Annotated in this window: 14 protein-coding genes; 6 read left to right on the top strand and 8 right to left on the bottom strand. The window is 69.4% G+C overall.

What is annotated here, in order from left to right; genetic code table 11:
• Window positions 1-3 precede the first annotated feature (3 nt).
• The 6 genes from rsmA to lptF form a co-directional block, all read right to left on the bottom strand.
• Entirely contained in the window at window positions 4-852 is an 849-nt protein-coding gene (rsmA, locus tag F3H32_RS07565; RefSeq protein ID WP_149765305.1) for a 16S rRNA (adenine(1518)-N(6)/adenine(1519)-N(6))-dimethyltransferase RsmA, read from the bottom strand.
• Complete coding sequence (pdxA, locus tag F3H32_RS07560) at window positions 849-1,817, bottom strand: 4-hydroxythreonine-4-phosphate dehydrogenase PdxA (RefSeq protein WP_149765304.1); 969 nt, start codon at window positions 1,815-1,817, stop codon at window positions 849-851. Before pdxA ends, rsmA begins: the two co-directional genes overlap by 4 nt.
• Before the next feature lie 67 nt (window positions 1,818-1,884).
• Window positions 1,885-3,156, bottom strand: coding sequence for a peptidylprolyl isomerase (locus tag F3H32_RS07555; RefSeq protein ID WP_149765303.1), 1,272 nt, complete (start codon window positions 3,154-3,156; stop codon window positions 1,885-1,887).
• A 31-nt stretch (window positions 3,157-3,187) separates the two neighbouring features.
• Window positions 3,188-5,602, bottom strand: coding sequence for an LPS-assembly protein LptD (locus F3H32_RS07550; protein WP_223191375.1), 2,415 nt, complete (start codon window positions 5,600-5,602; stop codon window positions 3,188-3,190).
• Between the two features lie 23 nt (window positions 5,603-5,625).
• Window positions 5,626-6,747 carry an LPS export ABC transporter permease LptG gene (gene lptG, locus F3H32_RS07545; protein ID WP_149765301.1) on the bottom strand — a complete coding sequence of 374 codons (1,122 nt, stop codon included), beginning with the start codon at window positions 6,745-6,747 and terminating at the stop codon, window positions 5,626-5,628.
• Window positions 6,744-7,877 carry an LPS export ABC transporter permease LptF gene (gene lptF / locus F3H32_RS07540; RefSeq protein WP_149765300.1) on the bottom strand — a complete coding sequence of 378 codons (1,134 nt, stop codon included), beginning with the start codon at window positions 7,875-7,877 and terminating at the stop codon, window positions 6,744-6,746. Before lptF ends, lptG begins: the two co-directional genes overlap by 4 nt.
• 128 nt (window positions 7,878-8,005) lie before the next feature.
• Here lptF and F3H32_RS07535 point away from each other — a divergent pair, with 128 nt between their 5' ends.
• Both F3H32_RS07535 and F3H32_RS07530 read left to right on the top strand, forming a co-directional pair.
• A complete protein-coding gene (locus F3H32_RS07535) occupies window positions 8,006-9,643 on the top strand; it encodes a leucyl aminopeptidase (protein WP_149765299.1) in 1,638 nt (545 codons plus the stop codon).
• Window positions 9,643-10,092, top strand: a complete 450-nt coding sequence (locus F3H32_RS07530; protein ID WP_149765298.1) for a DNA polymerase III subunit chi — start codon at window positions 9,643-9,645, stop codon at window positions 10,090-10,092. The genes F3H32_RS07535 and F3H32_RS07530 overlap by 1 nt, the downstream gene beginning before the upstream one ends.
• A gap of 63 nt (window positions 10,093-10,155) precedes the next feature.
• Here the strand turns inward: F3H32_RS07530 and F3H32_RS07525 are convergent, their stop codons facing one another.
• Both F3H32_RS07525 and F3H32_RS07520 read right to left on the bottom strand, forming a co-directional pair.
• Window positions 10,156-10,731 carry a retropepsin-like aspartic protease family protein gene (locus F3H32_RS07525; RefSeq protein ID WP_149765297.1) on the bottom strand — a complete coding sequence of 192 codons (576 nt, stop codon included), beginning with the start codon at window positions 10,729-10,731 and terminating at the stop codon, window positions 10,156-10,158.
• Window positions 10,731-11,342, bottom strand: a complete 612-nt coding sequence (locus F3H32_RS07520; RefSeq protein WP_115756197.1) for a MarC family protein — start codon at window positions 11,340-11,342, stop codon at window positions 10,731-10,733. Before F3H32_RS07520 ends, F3H32_RS07525 begins: the two co-directional genes overlap by 1 nt.
• A gap of 165 nt (window positions 11,343-11,507) precedes the next feature.
• On the opposite strand from F3H32_RS07520, the gene F3H32_RS07515 reads away from it, so the two are divergent.
• From F3H32_RS07515 to F3H32_RS07500, 4 genes are read left to right on the top strand one after another with little or no spacing between them, the layout of a single operon-like run.
• On the top strand, window positions 11,508-11,786 hold the full coding sequence (locus tag F3H32_RS07515) for a twin-arginine translocase TatA/TatE family subunit (RefSeq protein ID WP_149765296.1): 279 nt from the start codon (window positions 11,508-11,510) through the stop codon (window positions 11,784-11,786).
• An 18-nt stretch (window positions 11,787-11,804) separates the two neighbouring features.
• Entirely contained in the window at window positions 11,805-12,320 is a 516-nt protein-coding gene (gene tatB / locus F3H32_RS07510) for a Sec-independent protein translocase protein TatB (protein WP_149765295.1), read from the top strand.
• Window positions 12,321-13,166: a twin-arginine translocase subunit TatC gene (gene tatC / locus F3H32_RS07505; RefSeq protein WP_149765294.1), complete on the top strand. Its 846-nt coding sequence runs from the start codon at window positions 12,321-12,323 to the stop codon at window positions 13,164-13,166.
• Window positions 13,159-14,001, top strand: coding sequence for an ATP-binding protein (locus F3H32_RS07500; RefSeq protein WP_149765293.1), 843 nt, complete (start codon window positions 13,159-13,161; stop codon window positions 13,999-14,001). The genes tatC and F3H32_RS07500 overlap by 8 nt, the downstream gene beginning before the upstream one ends.
• Window positions 14,002-14,158: the final 157 nt, after the last annotated feature.

Below are 14,158 nucleotides of genomic sequence, written 5' to 3'. Positions count from 1 at the left end.
GCTTCAGCGTGGCGCGGCGGCCAGACCCCGCGCCAATGCGCAGAACTGCTCCAGCCCGATCTCTTCCGCCCTGGCGGTGGGGGCGATTCCGGCCTGGACCAGCAGCGATTCGATCTGCGGATGCAGCCCCTTGAGCGAGGCGCGCAGCATCTTGCGGCGCTGGTTGAAGCCCGCCGCCACCACCCGGTTCAGCACCGCCGGATCGGCCGGATAGCGCGGCTCGGCCAGCGCGGTCAATTGCACGACCGCCGAATGCACCTTGGGCGCCGGAACAAAGGCTTCGGGCGGCAAGGTCATCACGATCCGCGCCTCGGCCCGCCATTGCGCCAGCACGGCCAGCCGGCCATAGGCCTTGCCGCCGGGCCGCGCCACGATGCGCTCGGCCACCTCTTTCTGGAACATCAGCGTCAGCGATTGCCAGAACGGCGGCCAGGCCGCCGGCGTCAGCCAGCGGATCAGCAATTCGGTGCCGACATTATAGGGCAGGTTGGCGACGATACGGATCGGCGGCGTCAGATGCGCCAGCGGATCGACCTCCAGCGCATCGCCATGGATCACCTCCAGCCGCCCCGGATAGGCAGCGGCGATCTCGGCCAAGGCGGGCAGGGCGCGCGCGTCCTTCTCGATGGCCAGCACATGCCGCGCGCCTTCGGCCAGCAATCCGCGGGTCAGGCCGCCGGGGCCGGGGCCGACCTCGATCACGTCGCAGCCGGTCAGGTCGCCGGCGGCGCGGGCGATCTTGGCGGTCAGGTTCAGGTCCAGCAGGAAATTCTGCCCCAACTGCTTCTTGGCGCGCAGGTCATGCTGCGCGATCACCGCGCGCAGCGGCGGCAGCCCGTCGATGGCGCTCATCGCCGCGCCGCCATCTCATGCGCCATGCGCAGCGCCGCGATGACGCTTTGCGCATCGGCGATGCCTTGCCCGGCAATGTCGAAGGCGGTGCCATGGTCGGGCGAGGTGCGCACGAAGGGCAGGCCCAGCGTCACGTTCACCCCGCCCGCGAAATCCAGGGTCTTGATCGGGATCAGCGCCTGGTCGTGATAGGCGCAAAGCGCCGCGTCGTAACGCGCCCGCGCCGCCGGGTGGAACATGGTATCGGCAGGCAGCGGCCCGCGCAGCTCGAACCCTTCGCCGCGCAGCCGCTCGATCAATGGCGCCATCCAGCGCGCCTCTTCTTCACCCATGACGCCGTTCTCGCCGGCATGGGGGTTCAGCCCGGCGATGGCCAGCCGCGGCCGGGCGATGCCGAAATCGCGCCGCATCGCCGCATCGGTGATGCGGATCGCCTGTTCCAGCAGGGCGGGGGTCAGCGCCGCCGCGACCTCGGCCAGCGGGATGTGGATCGTCACCGGCACCACCCGGCAGGGCGGCTCGACATTGGTCGAAGCCAGCATCATCGCCACCGGCACGTCGCCGGCCAGATGCGCCAGGTATTCGGTATGGCCGGGAAAGGCGAAACCGGCGCCGCGCTTCAGCGCCTCCTTGCTGATCGGCAGGGTGCAGATGCCGCCGGCCGCGCCCGTCAGCGCCAGATCGACGGCACGGGCGATGACCTCGACCACCGCGGGCGCGTTGGCGGGATCGGGCCGGCCCGGCACCGCCGGCGCCGGGAAATCATGGCGCAGCACCGCCAGAACGCCCGGCGCCACCGGGTCGCCGGGGGCCGCCACCTCGGCCCAGGCGGTGCCCGCGGGCAAATGCCGCGGGTCGCCCAGGAACACGAAAGGCAGGCCCAGGGCCAGCGCCTTGGGCGCAAGCTCGGGGCCCACGCCGGCAGGCTCGCCGCAGGTCAGGATGATGGGCCGGGCCTCGGTCATTTTCTCCGTTTCCCAAATACTCTCGGGGGGTCCGGGGGGCGAAGCGCCCCCGGTGGCTCAACCGGGCTCAAGGCCGCCGGATGATCGCATTGGCCCGCAACTCGGCCAGATAGTTTTCCGCCGCCTGCCCGACCTTGCGGCTGAAGATCTGGTCGCGCATCTGTTCGCGGTCGGGCAGCGCGTCGGGTTCGGAGGCGGCGCTTTCCTCGGCCTCGGGGCTGACGGCGATGGGCGGTTCCTGCGCCCCCTGGGCCAGCAGCGCCGGCTGGCGCTTGCACAGCATCAGGATGTCCGCCTGGCCGTCCTGGCCGGCCACGCTGGCTTCGTCATCGTCCAGCACCGCCAGCCGGATCGCCTCGGCGGTCGGGATCTGGCCCTGCGGCAGGGTCTGGCGCTGGATCTGTTCCGGCGGCAGGCCGCGGGCATGCACGAAAAGATCCGCGCAGGACTGCGAAAGCGCGGCGATCCGGCGGGCCTCGGCCAGGCTGGCCAGGCGAATGCGCACATAGTCCAGCACCTGTTCCCTGGCGCCGGGCCGCAGCGTGCCGCGGCTGTCGCGCAGATAGAACAGGACGACCGCCCCCTCGACGCTTAGCGGCTGGCTGATCTGGCCCGGCTGCATCGACAGGATGATCGGGCGCAGCGAAGGCGGCAGGTTTTCCAGCGGCGTCCAGGGCAGCCGCCCGCCATTCTCGGCCGAGGGCGTGGCCGAATGCTGCCGCGCGGCGGCCGCGAAATCCGCCTCGGACCGGACCGAGCCGACCAGCGATTCCGCCAGCCCCATGGCCTGCGCCTCCTGGCCGGGGGGGGCGGGAATGATCAGTTCCGACAGCGCCACATGGGTGATGCGCGGGGTTTCGATCAGGCGCTGCATTTCCTGGTCAAGCTCGGCATCGCTGACCTCGACCTGCGGCACCAGCCGCTGGCGCACAACTTCGCGCCAGACGATGCCGGCGGTGACGAAATCGCGAAAGGTCTGGCCCTCGACCCCGGCCTGGGCCAGGGCCTGGGTGAACTCTTCGACGCCCATGTTCGCGCGGCCGGCGAATTCCGCCAGCCCGGCCTCGATCTGTTCGTCGCGGGCGGTGATGCCCAGTTGCTGGGCCGCAAAGATGCGCAGCCGGTCGTCGATGAGCGCCTGTTCGGCCGAGGCGCGATCGGCATCCGGCGCGCGCAGGATTTGCAGAAAGCGGATGCGCTGGTCCAGTTCGTAGCGGGTGACGGCCGTGTCGTTGACATGGACCAGCGGCTGGAACGGATTGCCCTGCGCCAGGGCCGGGGCCGCCCCGCCCGCTGCCAGCATCGCGGTCATCGCCGCCCCCAGAAGAATTCGCCGCATCAGCTTCCTCGCCGCTTGGTTTTGCCGGACATTAGCGCAGGCAGGCGCGGCGCGCCACCGTTCCGCGACCGGGCTTTTGCTGGCCAAAGCCGCCCAGCCTTATGCCCAGGTCGAAGCGGGTATCCGGCCGCACCTCGTCCGACGAGGTAAAGCGCCGCTCGACCGACATTTCCACGGTTATGCATTCGTTGCGGTATTCCAGCCCAAGCTGCGCCTTTTGCGCGCGATCGGCGGTAAAGTCATAGCGCGTCTCGGTCGTGGCCCACCAGCCGGGGGCCATCTGCCAGCCGCCGGCCATGGTCAGTTCCGAAACGTCCTGGTCGCGGCTTTCGCTTTCATCCGAATCAAGCCAGAGATAGCCGGCCGAGACCTGCAAGCCGGGCCGGAACCAGCCCAGGCGCAATTCGTTGCGGCTGATCGAGAAGCCGTCGTCGAACAGCGCGCGGTTGGCGATGGCAAGCCCGTTCGCCCCCGAATAATGCGCCGCCAGCAGCCAGTCCGAGCGCTTGCCGCCCAAGGGGCCGCCGTCCCAGAACGACGGATCGTCCGCACCGCTTTCAAAGGCCGCGTCGGCTTCGTCGCGAAGGACGCGGCCGGCGGTCAGGCCGATGGACCAGCCGGCCGGGTCGATCCGCGTCCAGCCGATGCCCAGATTGGCCCGCCAGCCCGATTCGCGCGCATCCCAGCCCGGAAAGCGGTTCAGCGCGAACAGGTTGCCTTCGTCGAACTCGATCAGGCGGCTGTCCTCGTTCGGGACTTCGTCCTCGGCCTCGCGTTCGGGCGACCAGACCAGTTGTGCGACGGGCTCGACGATATGGGTCACGCCGCCGGCATGGCGGGCAAGCGGCCAGCGCAGTTCCGCGGCCAGGGTCGGGTCGGCGCGCACCACCCAGTCGTCGTAATCGCTGTCCTGGTTGATGCGGTAGAAATCGGCGTTCAGCCGCGCCTGGGCGGCCCCAAGCAGCCCGCCGGGCAGGATGGTGCTGCGCTGCCAGCCCAGCTCGACCGAGCCGCGCGCCATGTCGCGGCCCAGCCTGTCTTCCCCCGACGAGCGGCGATGGGCGTGCAGTGACCATTCCAGGCTGGCGATGCCGCCGATCCGGCCGGGGGTCCAGCGCCGCTTCCACAGCGCGTCGGCGACGACCGAGGGGGTGAACTCATCGGCCTCGGCCTCGGCGCCGCGCAGCGATTCGTAATTGCCGATCCGCGCCATGACCATCCGGTCGCGGCGCACGCGGTCCAGGGTCAGCCCGCTCCACAGCCGGTCCGCGCTGGAGATGTCGTAATCCAGCAGATAGGCGCGGTTGCTGGCCATCTGGATCTGCAAGCCCAGCATATAGCCGCGCGGCAGCTCGAATCGCGCGCCGCCGAACAGATAGCCGCGGGTGCGCCCCGGCTCCAGATCGTCGCGCGACAGCGCCGCGTTCCATTCCATCGCGCCATTGCTGAAGGCCTGACGATAGCGCAGTTCCAGCGTCCGGGTGCGCGAGGCGGCGACATAGGGCGTCAGCGTCAGGTCGGCATGGTCGCCCAGCGTGATGAAATAAGGCAGCTTGACGCCGAAACCCAGCCCCGAGGTGGTGCGCAGTTGCGGCCGCAGAAAGCCGCTCATCCGTTCGACGCTGGGATCGGGCGCAGTCAGCCAGGGCAGGGCGGCGACCGGCAGGCCAAGCATGCGCAATTGCGGCTGGTCGAAATGCAGTTGGCTGGTGCGCGCGTCATGCGTGATCGAGCGGGCGCGGATTTCCCATAGCGGGATCGGGCTTTCGGCGCAGATCTGGCAACTGGAGGCGACGACATTGTCCAGGCGCGTCACCGCCCCGTTCTGGCTGCGGCGCATCTGGCGCGCGGCCATCTGCATCTCGCGCGCCAGCACCAGCCGGGCGCCGCGCAGGATGCCGTCCTGCATATTGGGGTCAAGCTGGGCGCTGTCGGCGATCAGGATGGTTTCCTGGGACGTGCCGGCGCGGGCCGGTTCGGTCAGGTGGATCGGCCCCTCGATCACCGCGCCGCCGGTTTCGTTGTCATAGACCACGCGCGAGGCGATCAGCCGGCTGCCGCGATACCAGATGACCACCCCGCCCGAGGCGGTCAGGCGATTGTCCGCGCCCAGCGTGACCTGATCGGCCAGCAGCGTGGCCGGGCTGCCTTCGGCCTGGGCTTCGGTCGCGGCGATATGCACCGCGCCGGGGCGGGTGCCAAAGCGCGGCATGTGCAGCACCTGGGTGCCGTCGGCGAAGCGGGCATTGCTGTCCGAGGTCTCGGTCGGGGCCAGGGCGGGTCCGGCGGGGCCCGCGGTCCGATCAGGGGACACGGTTTCGGGTTCGTCATAGACCGGCAGGGTCTGGCCGTCCGGGGTCAGGCTTTGGCCCAGGGCCATGCCGGGCAGCAGGGCGGCCAGCAGCGCGGCGCGCGCGGTTGTCCCGGCCTTATGTCTTCCGGCCATATATCGCTTGTGCCTGCGCGCCATCATCCGTCCTCCAGCCGCAACAGCGCGCCAAGCGCGAACAGCAGCGCCACCATGGGCGGCGCCCAGCCGGCCAGGGCCGGCGGGATGTCGCCATTGTCGCCCAGCACCTGCGCCAGGTTGCGCAGGAAGAACAGTCCGATGCCGCAGCCAAAGGCGCCCAGCACCCAAAGCCCCATCTTGCCGCCCCGCAGGTGGCGCATGGTAAAGACCGCCGCGATGGCGATCATCGCCACCATAAGAAGCGGGCGGGCCAGTTCCATCTGGAACCAGACCTTGTGGCGCTGGGCGGAAAAGCCCGCGCGTTCCAGCCCGCGGATAAAGGTGGGCAATTGCCAGACCGGAATCGCCTCGGGCCGGCCGAAACTGTCGCGGATGCGCGCCGCGGTCAGGTCGGTCGGCAATTCCAGCCGCGGCGCGGTGCGGGCCATCGCCTCGGGATTGGCCTGCGTCAGGGGCCATTCCTTGGTGTCGGTCAATTCCCAGGCGCCGGCGGTCAGCCGCGCCTGGGCCGCGTCGATGCGGCGCGTGGGCCCGCTTTCGGGCGAAAACACCATGAAGGTCGCATCGTAAAGCGTGATGGCGTCCGGGCTGGCGCGGCTGGCGCGGATGACGACCTGGCCCGAGGTTTCGTCCCCCTTGGCATCCTGCGTCGGCAGCGCCTGGCGCAGCCAGACCGCGTTCTCGCCGACGCTGACGGTCTGGCCGCCGCCGCTTTTCATGCGCGCGACCGCATCGTCATAGCGTTTCGCGGTTGCCGCGACCATCGGGTTCAGCATCGCCACCGCCAACATGCCGGCCAGCGCCGCGGCAAGGGCGGGCGCGGCCAGCACGCGCAGCCCCGACCGCCCCGCCGCGCGGATCGCCACCAGTTCCGACGTGCGCGACAGGCCCAGAAACAGCGCGATCCCCGCAAGCACCGTGATCAGCGGCAGGATGGAATAGAAGCTGGCGGTGATGTTCAGCAGCGACAGGCCCGCCGCCCCGGCCAAGCCGATATTCTCGTCCGAAAAGCGTCGGATCTGTTCGACGATGTCGATCAGGAACAGGATGGCGCCGAAGATGGCGGCGATCATCACCAGCATGCGCAGGAAACGCCGCGCGACATAGACCGACAGGATCATGCCGCGCCCCCCCTGGCCCGCCGGCGCAGGTGCCGCGGCCTTGCGGCAAGCCACAGCACGCCCAGGCAGATCGCCGCCCCGGCCAGCGGCGAGACATAGATCAGCGGCCAGCGCCCGGCATTGGCCGCGACCTGGTTTTCGGCCGCGGTGGCCAGGAATTGCACCGCGATCAGCGCCAGCACCGCCCAGACCACCTGCCGCCAGGCGCCAAAGCGGCTGAAGCCGCCCAAAAGCAGCATGGCAAAGCCAAGCAGCGCCGCAACCGGGGCCTGGAAGGGCTTGGACAGCCGCTCATGCGCCTCGGCCAGGGCGCGGTCGGGGGTGGCGCCGGTGGCGGCCAGCAGCTCGGGGTCGGGATCCAGCAGCCGCAGCGTCCCATAGGCGCGCAGGTCGCGCATGCGGCTGGCGCCGGCGTCGATCAGCGAGCCCAGGTCATAGGTCAGTTCCGAAAACCGCGTCGCCGCCAGGCTTTGCCGATTGCCGGACTGGCGCAGGTTCTGCACCATGCCCTGCATCATCACCAGCCGTGGCCCGGCCTCGGTCCGGACCAGCAGCGCCTCGGTCGCGGTATAGGTGGCCTCGTTGCCGGGGTCGCGGGCATCTTCGAGGAAGAAATCCATCATCCGCCCGTCCGGCGCGATGTCGCGGATGTAAAGCGTCACCCCCGGCACCGGATACTGGAACGCGCCGGCGCGCAGGAATTGCGCGGTGACGTTCTGCGCGATCTCGGCCTGGCGGTCGGCCAGCCGCCCCCGCGCCATCGGCACCACCGCATGGACCAGCAGCGCCACCATCAGCCCGACCAGCACGCCAAAGACCAGCACCGGCCGCGCCAGCCGCCAGGGCGACATGCCGGCCGCCTGCATCGCCACCAGCTCGGATTCCGCCGACAGCCGGTTCGTGCCATAGGCGCTGGCCGCGAAGGCCGCGATGGGCAGCACGACCGAGATGACCAGCGGCAGGGTCAGGGCGGTGAATTCCAGCACCACCAGCGCCGTCTGCCCGTCCGAGATCAGTTGCTCGAACAGGGACACCGCGCGGTTGATCCAGTAGACCGAGACCAGCACCAGCGCAAAGAACCCGAACAGGGTCAGCAGTTGCGACAGGATGTAGCGGTCGATGCGGGGCATGGGGGCTTTCGCGGCTCGGTTCCCGCCTGATTAGCCGCTGCGCGACGGTTGGGAAAGCCCCGGCACTGGTCAAGCCGCCTGCGCATGTCTAGTTTCCGGCAATACGGAGCAAAGCGAGGGGCGGGATCATGACTCATCCGGTGGAAATTTCCTTCACGGCGATGGACGCCGCGGGGCTGGCCGAACGGCAGGGCCGCGTCGCCATCCTGGTGCCCAAGGCCGGGCGGCTGCCCGCCGGCCTGCCGCGCGCCACGCGCGAGGCGCTGGGGCGGGCTTTCGCGTCCGACGCATGGAAGGGGGTCAAGCCCGGCAAGGCGCTGGAACTGGCCTTTCCTGCCGGGCTGAAGGCCGAGGCGCTGCAACTGGTGCTGCTGCCCGCCGATGCCGATGCCAAGACGGCGCGGGCGGCCGGCGCCAGCATCGGCGCCAGGCTCGGCAAGGCCGAAACCCTGGTGCTGGCCGGCAACCACGGCCGCGCGGCCGAGGTGGCGCTGGGGCTGGCGCTCAGGGCCTATGACTTCTTGGCCTACAAGACCAGGAAATCCGGCGACGGTGACGGCGATGGCGCCGAGGCCGCCGAGGGCGGGGCCGAGGGTGAGACGCCGGCCGAACCGCCCGCCACCACCAGCCGCACCGGCGCGCCCCAGGATGCGCGGCTGTCCGATGCGGCGGGGGCGGCGGATGCGGCCGGGCCTGCGGCGGATGCGACCCTATCGGGCACGCCGCGCGGCCGCGTGACCTTCATGCACCAGGACCCCGAGGCGCTGGCGCGTGCGGCGGCCGACGGCGCGGCGCTGGCCGAGGGCGTGTTCTTTACCCGCGACCTGGTGAACGAGCCGGCGAATGTGCTGACCACCAGCGATTTCGCCGACCGCCTGCTGGCCATGCGCGAGCTGGGCTTGGAGGTCGAGGTTCTGGAGGAGGAGGAGCTGGCCCGGCTGGGCATGCGGGCGCTGCTGGCCGTGGGCCGGGGTTCGGAAAGCCCGTCCAAGGTCGTGGTCATGCGCTGGAACGGCGGCGGCGACGCGGCGCCGCTGGCGCTGGTCGGCAAGGGCGTGGTCTTCGATACCGGCGGCATCTCGATCAAGCCCGCCGCCGGCATGGAGGAGATGACGATGGACATGGGCGGCGCCGGCGTGGTCGCGGGCGTCATGCGCGCCCTGGCGCTGCGCCGGGCCAAGGCCAATGTCGTGGGCCTGGTCGGGCTGGTCGAGAACATGCCCGACGGCCGCGCCCAGCGTCCGGGCGATATCGTCCGCTCGATGAAGGGCGACACGATCGAGGTCATCAACACCGATGCCGAGGGCCGGCTGGTGCTGGCCGACGTGCTTTGGTATGCCCAGGAACGCTTTGCACCCGCGGCAGTGGTCGATCTGGCGACGCTGACCGGCGCCGTGATCGTTGCGCTGGGCCATGACCATGCCGGGGTCTTCTCGAACGACGACGCCTTTGCCGCGGCGGTGCTGGACGCCGCCCAGGCCGAGGGCGAGGGCGCCTGGCGCCTGCCGCTGGCGCCAGCCTATGACAAGCTGATCGATTCGCGCCTGGCCGATGTCAAGAACAGCGGCGGGCGCGCGGCCGGGTCGATCACCGCCGCGCAATTCCTGCAACGCTTCGTGCGCGAGGGGCTGCCCTGGGCGCATCTGGACATCGCCGGCGTCGCCTTGCCGCCGGGCGAGACGGCGCTGGCGCCCAAGGGCGCCTCGGGCTGGGGGGTGATGACGCTGGACCGGCTGGTGCGCGACCGTTTCGAGCAGCGCGGCTGATGGGCTCGGCCCTGTTCTATCACCTGACCCGCTCGGGTCCGGCGCAGCTTTTGCCGATGCTGGTCGGCAAGAGCCTGCAAGCGGGCTGGCGGGTCGAGCTGCGGGGCAGGGACCGGGCGCGGCAGGCGGCGCTGGACGAAAGCCTTTGGCTGGGCGAGGGCTTTTTGCCGCATGGCCTGGCCGGCGGGCCGCATGACGCCCGCCAGCCGGTGCTGCTGACGGTCGAGGGCCAGGCGGCGGCCAATGCCGCGCGCTGCCTGATCGCGCTGGACGGGGCCGAGGTTGCGGGCGCGGAATGCCAGGCGCTGGAACGCGCCTGCATCGTCTTTGACGGCAACGATCCCCAGGCGCTGGAACGGGCGCGGGCGCAGTGGCGGGCGCTGAAGGAGGCGCAGGTGGCGGCGGAATACTGGTCCGAGGCCGGCGGGCGCTGGGAACGCAGGCAATAGGGGGCTCTGCCCCCCGCGCCTGCGGCGCTCCCCCCAGGGATATTTGGCCACGAAAGAAGCGGATCAGCGTTCGAGGATGAGGCGGTTGCCCTCGATGCTGACGCGGGCGAAGCGCGACAGATAGGACATGCCCATCAGCGACTGGCCAAGATCGGCCCGCAGCACCAGCGCCGGCACCCGGCTGTCGCGGATTTCGCCGATGACGACCGAATCGAGCAGGACCGTCGCCGTTTCGACGACGCCGTTCGCGGTGCGGGCCTGGCCGGCATAGGCCAGCGCCTGGGGGTCGATGCCGATGCGGGCGGCATCCGCCGGTCCCAGCGCGATGCTGCTGGCGCCGGTGTCGATCACGAAGCGGACGGGGGTGCCGTTCACCTGCGCGGTCAGGTGGTAATGGCCGTCATTGCCCACCGGCACCTCGATCCGGCCGCCCTCGATCACCCGCGCCTGGGGCGAGATCGCGCCGCGGATGTCGTCCCACAGGCCGGCCAGCGCCACCGCGCCCAGGAAGATCAGCCCCCAGGCGGCCGCCTGGCGCAGGGTCTGGCCGGGACGCGCGCGCAGCTCGACCACCAGGAAGCCGCCGACGGCCACGAGCAGGAGGACCAGATAGGCGGCGCGGGTGAATTCCTCGGCCATCAGACCAGCCCCGAGCCCTTGAGCCCGTCGATGACGAACTGGATCGACAGCGCGGCCAGCAGCATGCCGAAAAGCCGCGTGACCACCATGGTGCCGGTGCGTCCCAGCACATGGGCAATGGGCCCGGCGATGGCGAAAAGTGCCGCGGCGATGCCCAGCACCGCCAGCATGACCAGGTGGATCATCAGCGTATGGGCGGGGCCGGGATCCTGGCCGACCAGCAGGATCATCGAGGCCAGCGCCCCCGGACCGGCCAAGAGCGGCGTGGCCAGCGGAAAGACCGAGGGGTCGTCGTCATCGTCGCGCGCCTGGCCCTCGCGCCGCTCGGTCCGCCGCTCGAAAAGCATGTCGAGCGCGGTCAGGAACAACAGCAGCCCCCCGGCGATGCGAAAGGCGGAAAGCGAGATGCCGATGCCGGTCAGGATCGCCTCTCCGGCCAGGCCGAAAAGCGTCATCAGCGCCGCGGCGATGCCCAGCGCGCGCCAGCCGATTCGCCGCCGCCGCTGGTCGGACATGCCGCGGGTCAGCGCGATGAACAGCGGCGCAAGCCCCACCGGGTCGATCACGACGAACAGCGTGACGAAGGCGCTGATGGTCTGGGTAATCTCCATATCGTTACTGTATTCCCCAGATTTCATGCGATGGAAAGCATGGCGGATTTCCCGCCGGGCTGCCATGGTCGGAAGAGGAAAGCGCGTTTGTGCTTTGCATTGCAACGGTCGAGGACTACATATGGCCCGTCAACGCCGGCACTGCCGGCAAGGAGTGGAAACGACATGCTGAACAACATCGGCCTTCCGGGGCTTTTGCTCATCGCGGTGGTGGTGCTGGTGCTTTTCGGGCGCGGCAAGGTCTCGTCCCTGATGGGCGAGGTGGGCAAGGGCATCACCGCTTTCAAGAAGGGCGTCAAGGACGGCTCCGACGAATATGACCGTGCCGCCGAGGACGCCGCCAAGCCCATCGGCCAAAGCCCGGCCGAGGACGCAGCCCGCGCTCAGGCCCAGACGAACGAGGCCCTGCGCGACGTCACGCCGCAGAGCACCGATCGTTCGTAACCGTCGCGGGACATCGTAATGCTGGATATCGGCTGGAGCGAGCTGCTGCTGATCGGGGTCGTCGCGCTGATCGTGGTCGGGCCGAAGGATCTGCCGCATCTGTTTCATTCGCTGGGACGGATCACGGCGCGCGCCCGCTCGATGGCGCGCGAGTTTTCCAGCGCGATGGAGGATGCAGCCAAGAATACCGGCCTGGACGAGGCCGGCAATGCGCTGCGCGACGTCAAGTCGCTGACCTCGAAAAAGGCGCTGGGGCTGGACGCCCTGGATCGCGCCGCCGAACGGTTCGAGAAATGGGACCCCAAGGTCCCCTCGGGCAGCACGCAGGCCAAGCCGGATCCGGGCATGGCCGGGCCCGTGGCCGGGGACGGCCCCAGTCCCGCCGCCGACGATCCCGCCGCCAGCCCGTCCGGGGATGGGCCGGGGGTCGCGCCAGCGGCGCCGATCGCTGCCACCGGTATCGCTGCCACCGATCATGAACCCGGCCAGCGCCGCCTGCATGCGGTGCGCCGCTCCGATACGAAAGATCGCTGAGTGTCCGCGAAATCCGACAAGAAATCCGAAAGCGTCGACGACAGCTCGGCCCCGCTGATCGAACATCTGGCCGAGTTGCGGACCCGGCTGATCTGGTCGGTCCTGGCCTTCGTCGTGGCGATGGTGCTGTGCTATACGGTCTGGAACCCGATCTACAACTTCCTGACCCGGCCGATCTGCCACGCGCTTGAAACGCGCGGGCAGGAATGCGGGCTGATCCTGCTGAAGCTTCAGGAAGGCTTTTTCGTCGCCATCCAGATCTCTTTCCTGGGCGGCTTCGTGCTGGCCTTTCCGGTCATCGCCTATCAACTGTGGCGCTTTGTCGCGCCGGGCCTGTATCGCAGCGAAAAGGCGGCCTTCCTGCCGTTCCTGGTCGCCTCGCCGGTGATGTTCATGATCGGCGCGGCCTTTGCCTATTACATCATCCTGCCCATGGCCTATGATTTCTTCCTGGGCTTCCAGCAAGGCCCGCTGGCCTTGCCCGACGATCCGTCGGCGGCGGCAGAGCCGAATCCGCATCTGGCCGGGATCGTCTTCCAGGGCTCGGTCAGCGAATACCTGACGCTGACCACCAAGTTCATCCTGGCCTTTGGCCTGTCCTTCCAATTGCCGGTGGCGCTGACGCTGATGGGCAAGGCCGGGCTGGTCTCGTCCGAGGGGCTGGGCAGCGTGCGCCGCTATGCCATCCTGGTGATCCTTGTTCTGGCCGCCATTGTCACCCCGCCCGATGTGATCAGCCAGGCGGTGCTGTTTGCGGTGATCTATGGGCTTTACGAGATCTCGATCTTCCTGGTGCGGCGGATGGAGAAGAAGCGCGAACTGGAAGAACAGGAAGCCGATGTCTGACGAAACGCTGCTGCGCATTGCCGCGGCGCTGGAGCGCATGTCGCCCCCGGCTGCGGCCGAGCCCAGCTTTACCGAAGCCGCGGCCTATGTCTGGCAGCCCGATCCCGACCGGCTGGAGCCGGTGGCCCAGGTCAATCGCGTCGACCTGGTGCAGTTGATCGGCATCGACCGGGCGCGCGACACGCTTTTGGCCAACACGCTGCAATTCGCCCGCGGCCATGCGGCGAACAACGCGCTGCTTTGGGGTTCGCGCGGCATGGGCAAAAGCTCGCTGGTCAAGGCCGTGCATGCCGAGGCGGTGCGCCAGGGCCTGCCCCTGGTCCTGGTCGAGATCGCGCGCGAGGATCTGGGTTCGGTCGGGCGGCTCTTGGCGATCCTGGGCCGGGCGCAGGACCGTCGCTTCGTGCTGTTTTCGGACGACCTGTCCTTTAGCCATGACGATACGCAATACAAATCGCTCAAGGCGGTTCTGGACGGCGGCATCTCGGGGCGGCCGGCGAACGTGATCCTTTACGCCACTTCGAACCGACGTCACCTGATGCCGCGCGACATGATCGACAACGAGCGTTCGACCGCCATCCATCCCGGCGAGGCGGTCGAGGAAAAGGTCTCGCTGTCGGACCGTTTCGGGCTGTGGCTGGGCTTCCATCCCTGTTCGCAGGACGAATACCTGGCGATGGTGCGGGGCTATTGCGACGCCTATGGCTTGCAGATCCCGCAAGAGCAGTTGCGCGCCGAGGCCATCGAATGGCAGGCGACGCGCGGTTCGCGTTCGGGGCGGGTGGCCTGGCAGTTCTTTACCGATCTGGCGGGGCGCAGCGGCGTCGCGGTCTGATGCTTTCCCATCGAGGGCGGCGGTGCTGGCGCCGTCGCTTTTCGGGTATTTGGGCAACGAAGAAGCCGGGCGTCGGACCAGTCTGGCAAGCGGGGCAAAAACTTTGACGAAGCTGCGTTCCGCCCCTTGACGCCCCCCGCCACCCGCCGTAAATCGC

It is taken from the genome of Paracoccus thiocyanatus (genome assembly GCF_900156255.1).
Taxonomy (GTDB): Bacteria; Pseudomonadota; Alphaproteobacteria; order Rhodobacterales; family Rhodobacteraceae; genus Paracoccus; species Paracoccus thiocyanatus.
The sequence above is the reverse complement of the archived record's forward strand: the minus strand, read 5'-3'. Positions and strand labels throughout refer to the sequence as shown.

Coding starts and splice junctions, on each gene's coding strand:
- rsmA (WP_149765305.1), bottom strand. CDS start 852: ATGAGCGCCATCGACGGGCTGCCGCCGCTGCGCGCGGTGATCGCGCAG.
- pdxA (WP_149765304.1), bottom strand. CDS start 1,817: ATGACCGAGGCCCGGCCCATCATCCTGACCTGCGGCGAGCCTGCCGGC.
- F3H32_RS07555 (WP_149765303.1), bottom strand. CDS start 3,156: ATGCGGCGAATTCTTCTGGGGGCGGCGATGACCGCGATGCTGGCAGCG.
- F3H32_RS07550 (WP_223191375.1), bottom strand. CDS start 5,602: ATGGCCGGAAGACATAAGGCCGGGACAACCGCGCGCGCCGCGCTGCTG.
- lptG (WP_149765301.1), bottom strand. CDS start 6,747: ATGATCCTGTCGGTCTATGTCGCGCGGCGTTTCCTGCGCATGCTGGTG.
- lptF (WP_149765300.1), bottom strand. CDS start 7,877: ATGCCCCGCATCGACCGCTACATCCTGTCGCAACTGCTGACCCTGTTC.
- F3H32_RS07535 (WP_149765299.1), top strand. CDS start 8,006: ATGACTCATCCGGTGGAAATTTCCTTCACGGCGATGGACGCCGCGGGG.
- F3H32_RS07530 (WP_149765298.1), top strand. CDS start 9,643: ATGGGCTCGGCCCTGTTCTATCACCTGACCCGCTCGGGTCCGGCGCAG.
- F3H32_RS07525 (WP_149765297.1), bottom strand. CDS start 10,731: ATGGCCGAGGAATTCACCCGCGCCGCCTATCTGGTCCTCCTGCTCGTG.
- F3H32_RS07520 (WP_115756197.1), bottom strand. CDS start 11,342: ATGGAGATTACCCAGACCATCAGCGCCTTCGTCACGCTGTTCGTCGTG.
- F3H32_RS07515 (WP_149765296.1), top strand. CDS start 11,508: ATGCTGAACAACATCGGCCTTCCGGGGCTTTTGCTCATCGCGGTGGTG.
- tatB (WP_149765295.1), top strand. CDS start 11,805: ATGCTGGATATCGGCTGGAGCGAGCTGCTGCTGATCGGGGTCGTCGCG.
- F3H32_RS07500 (WP_149765293.1), top strand. CDS start 13,159: ATGTCTGACGAAACGCTGCTGCGCATTGCCGCGGCGCTGGAGCGCATG.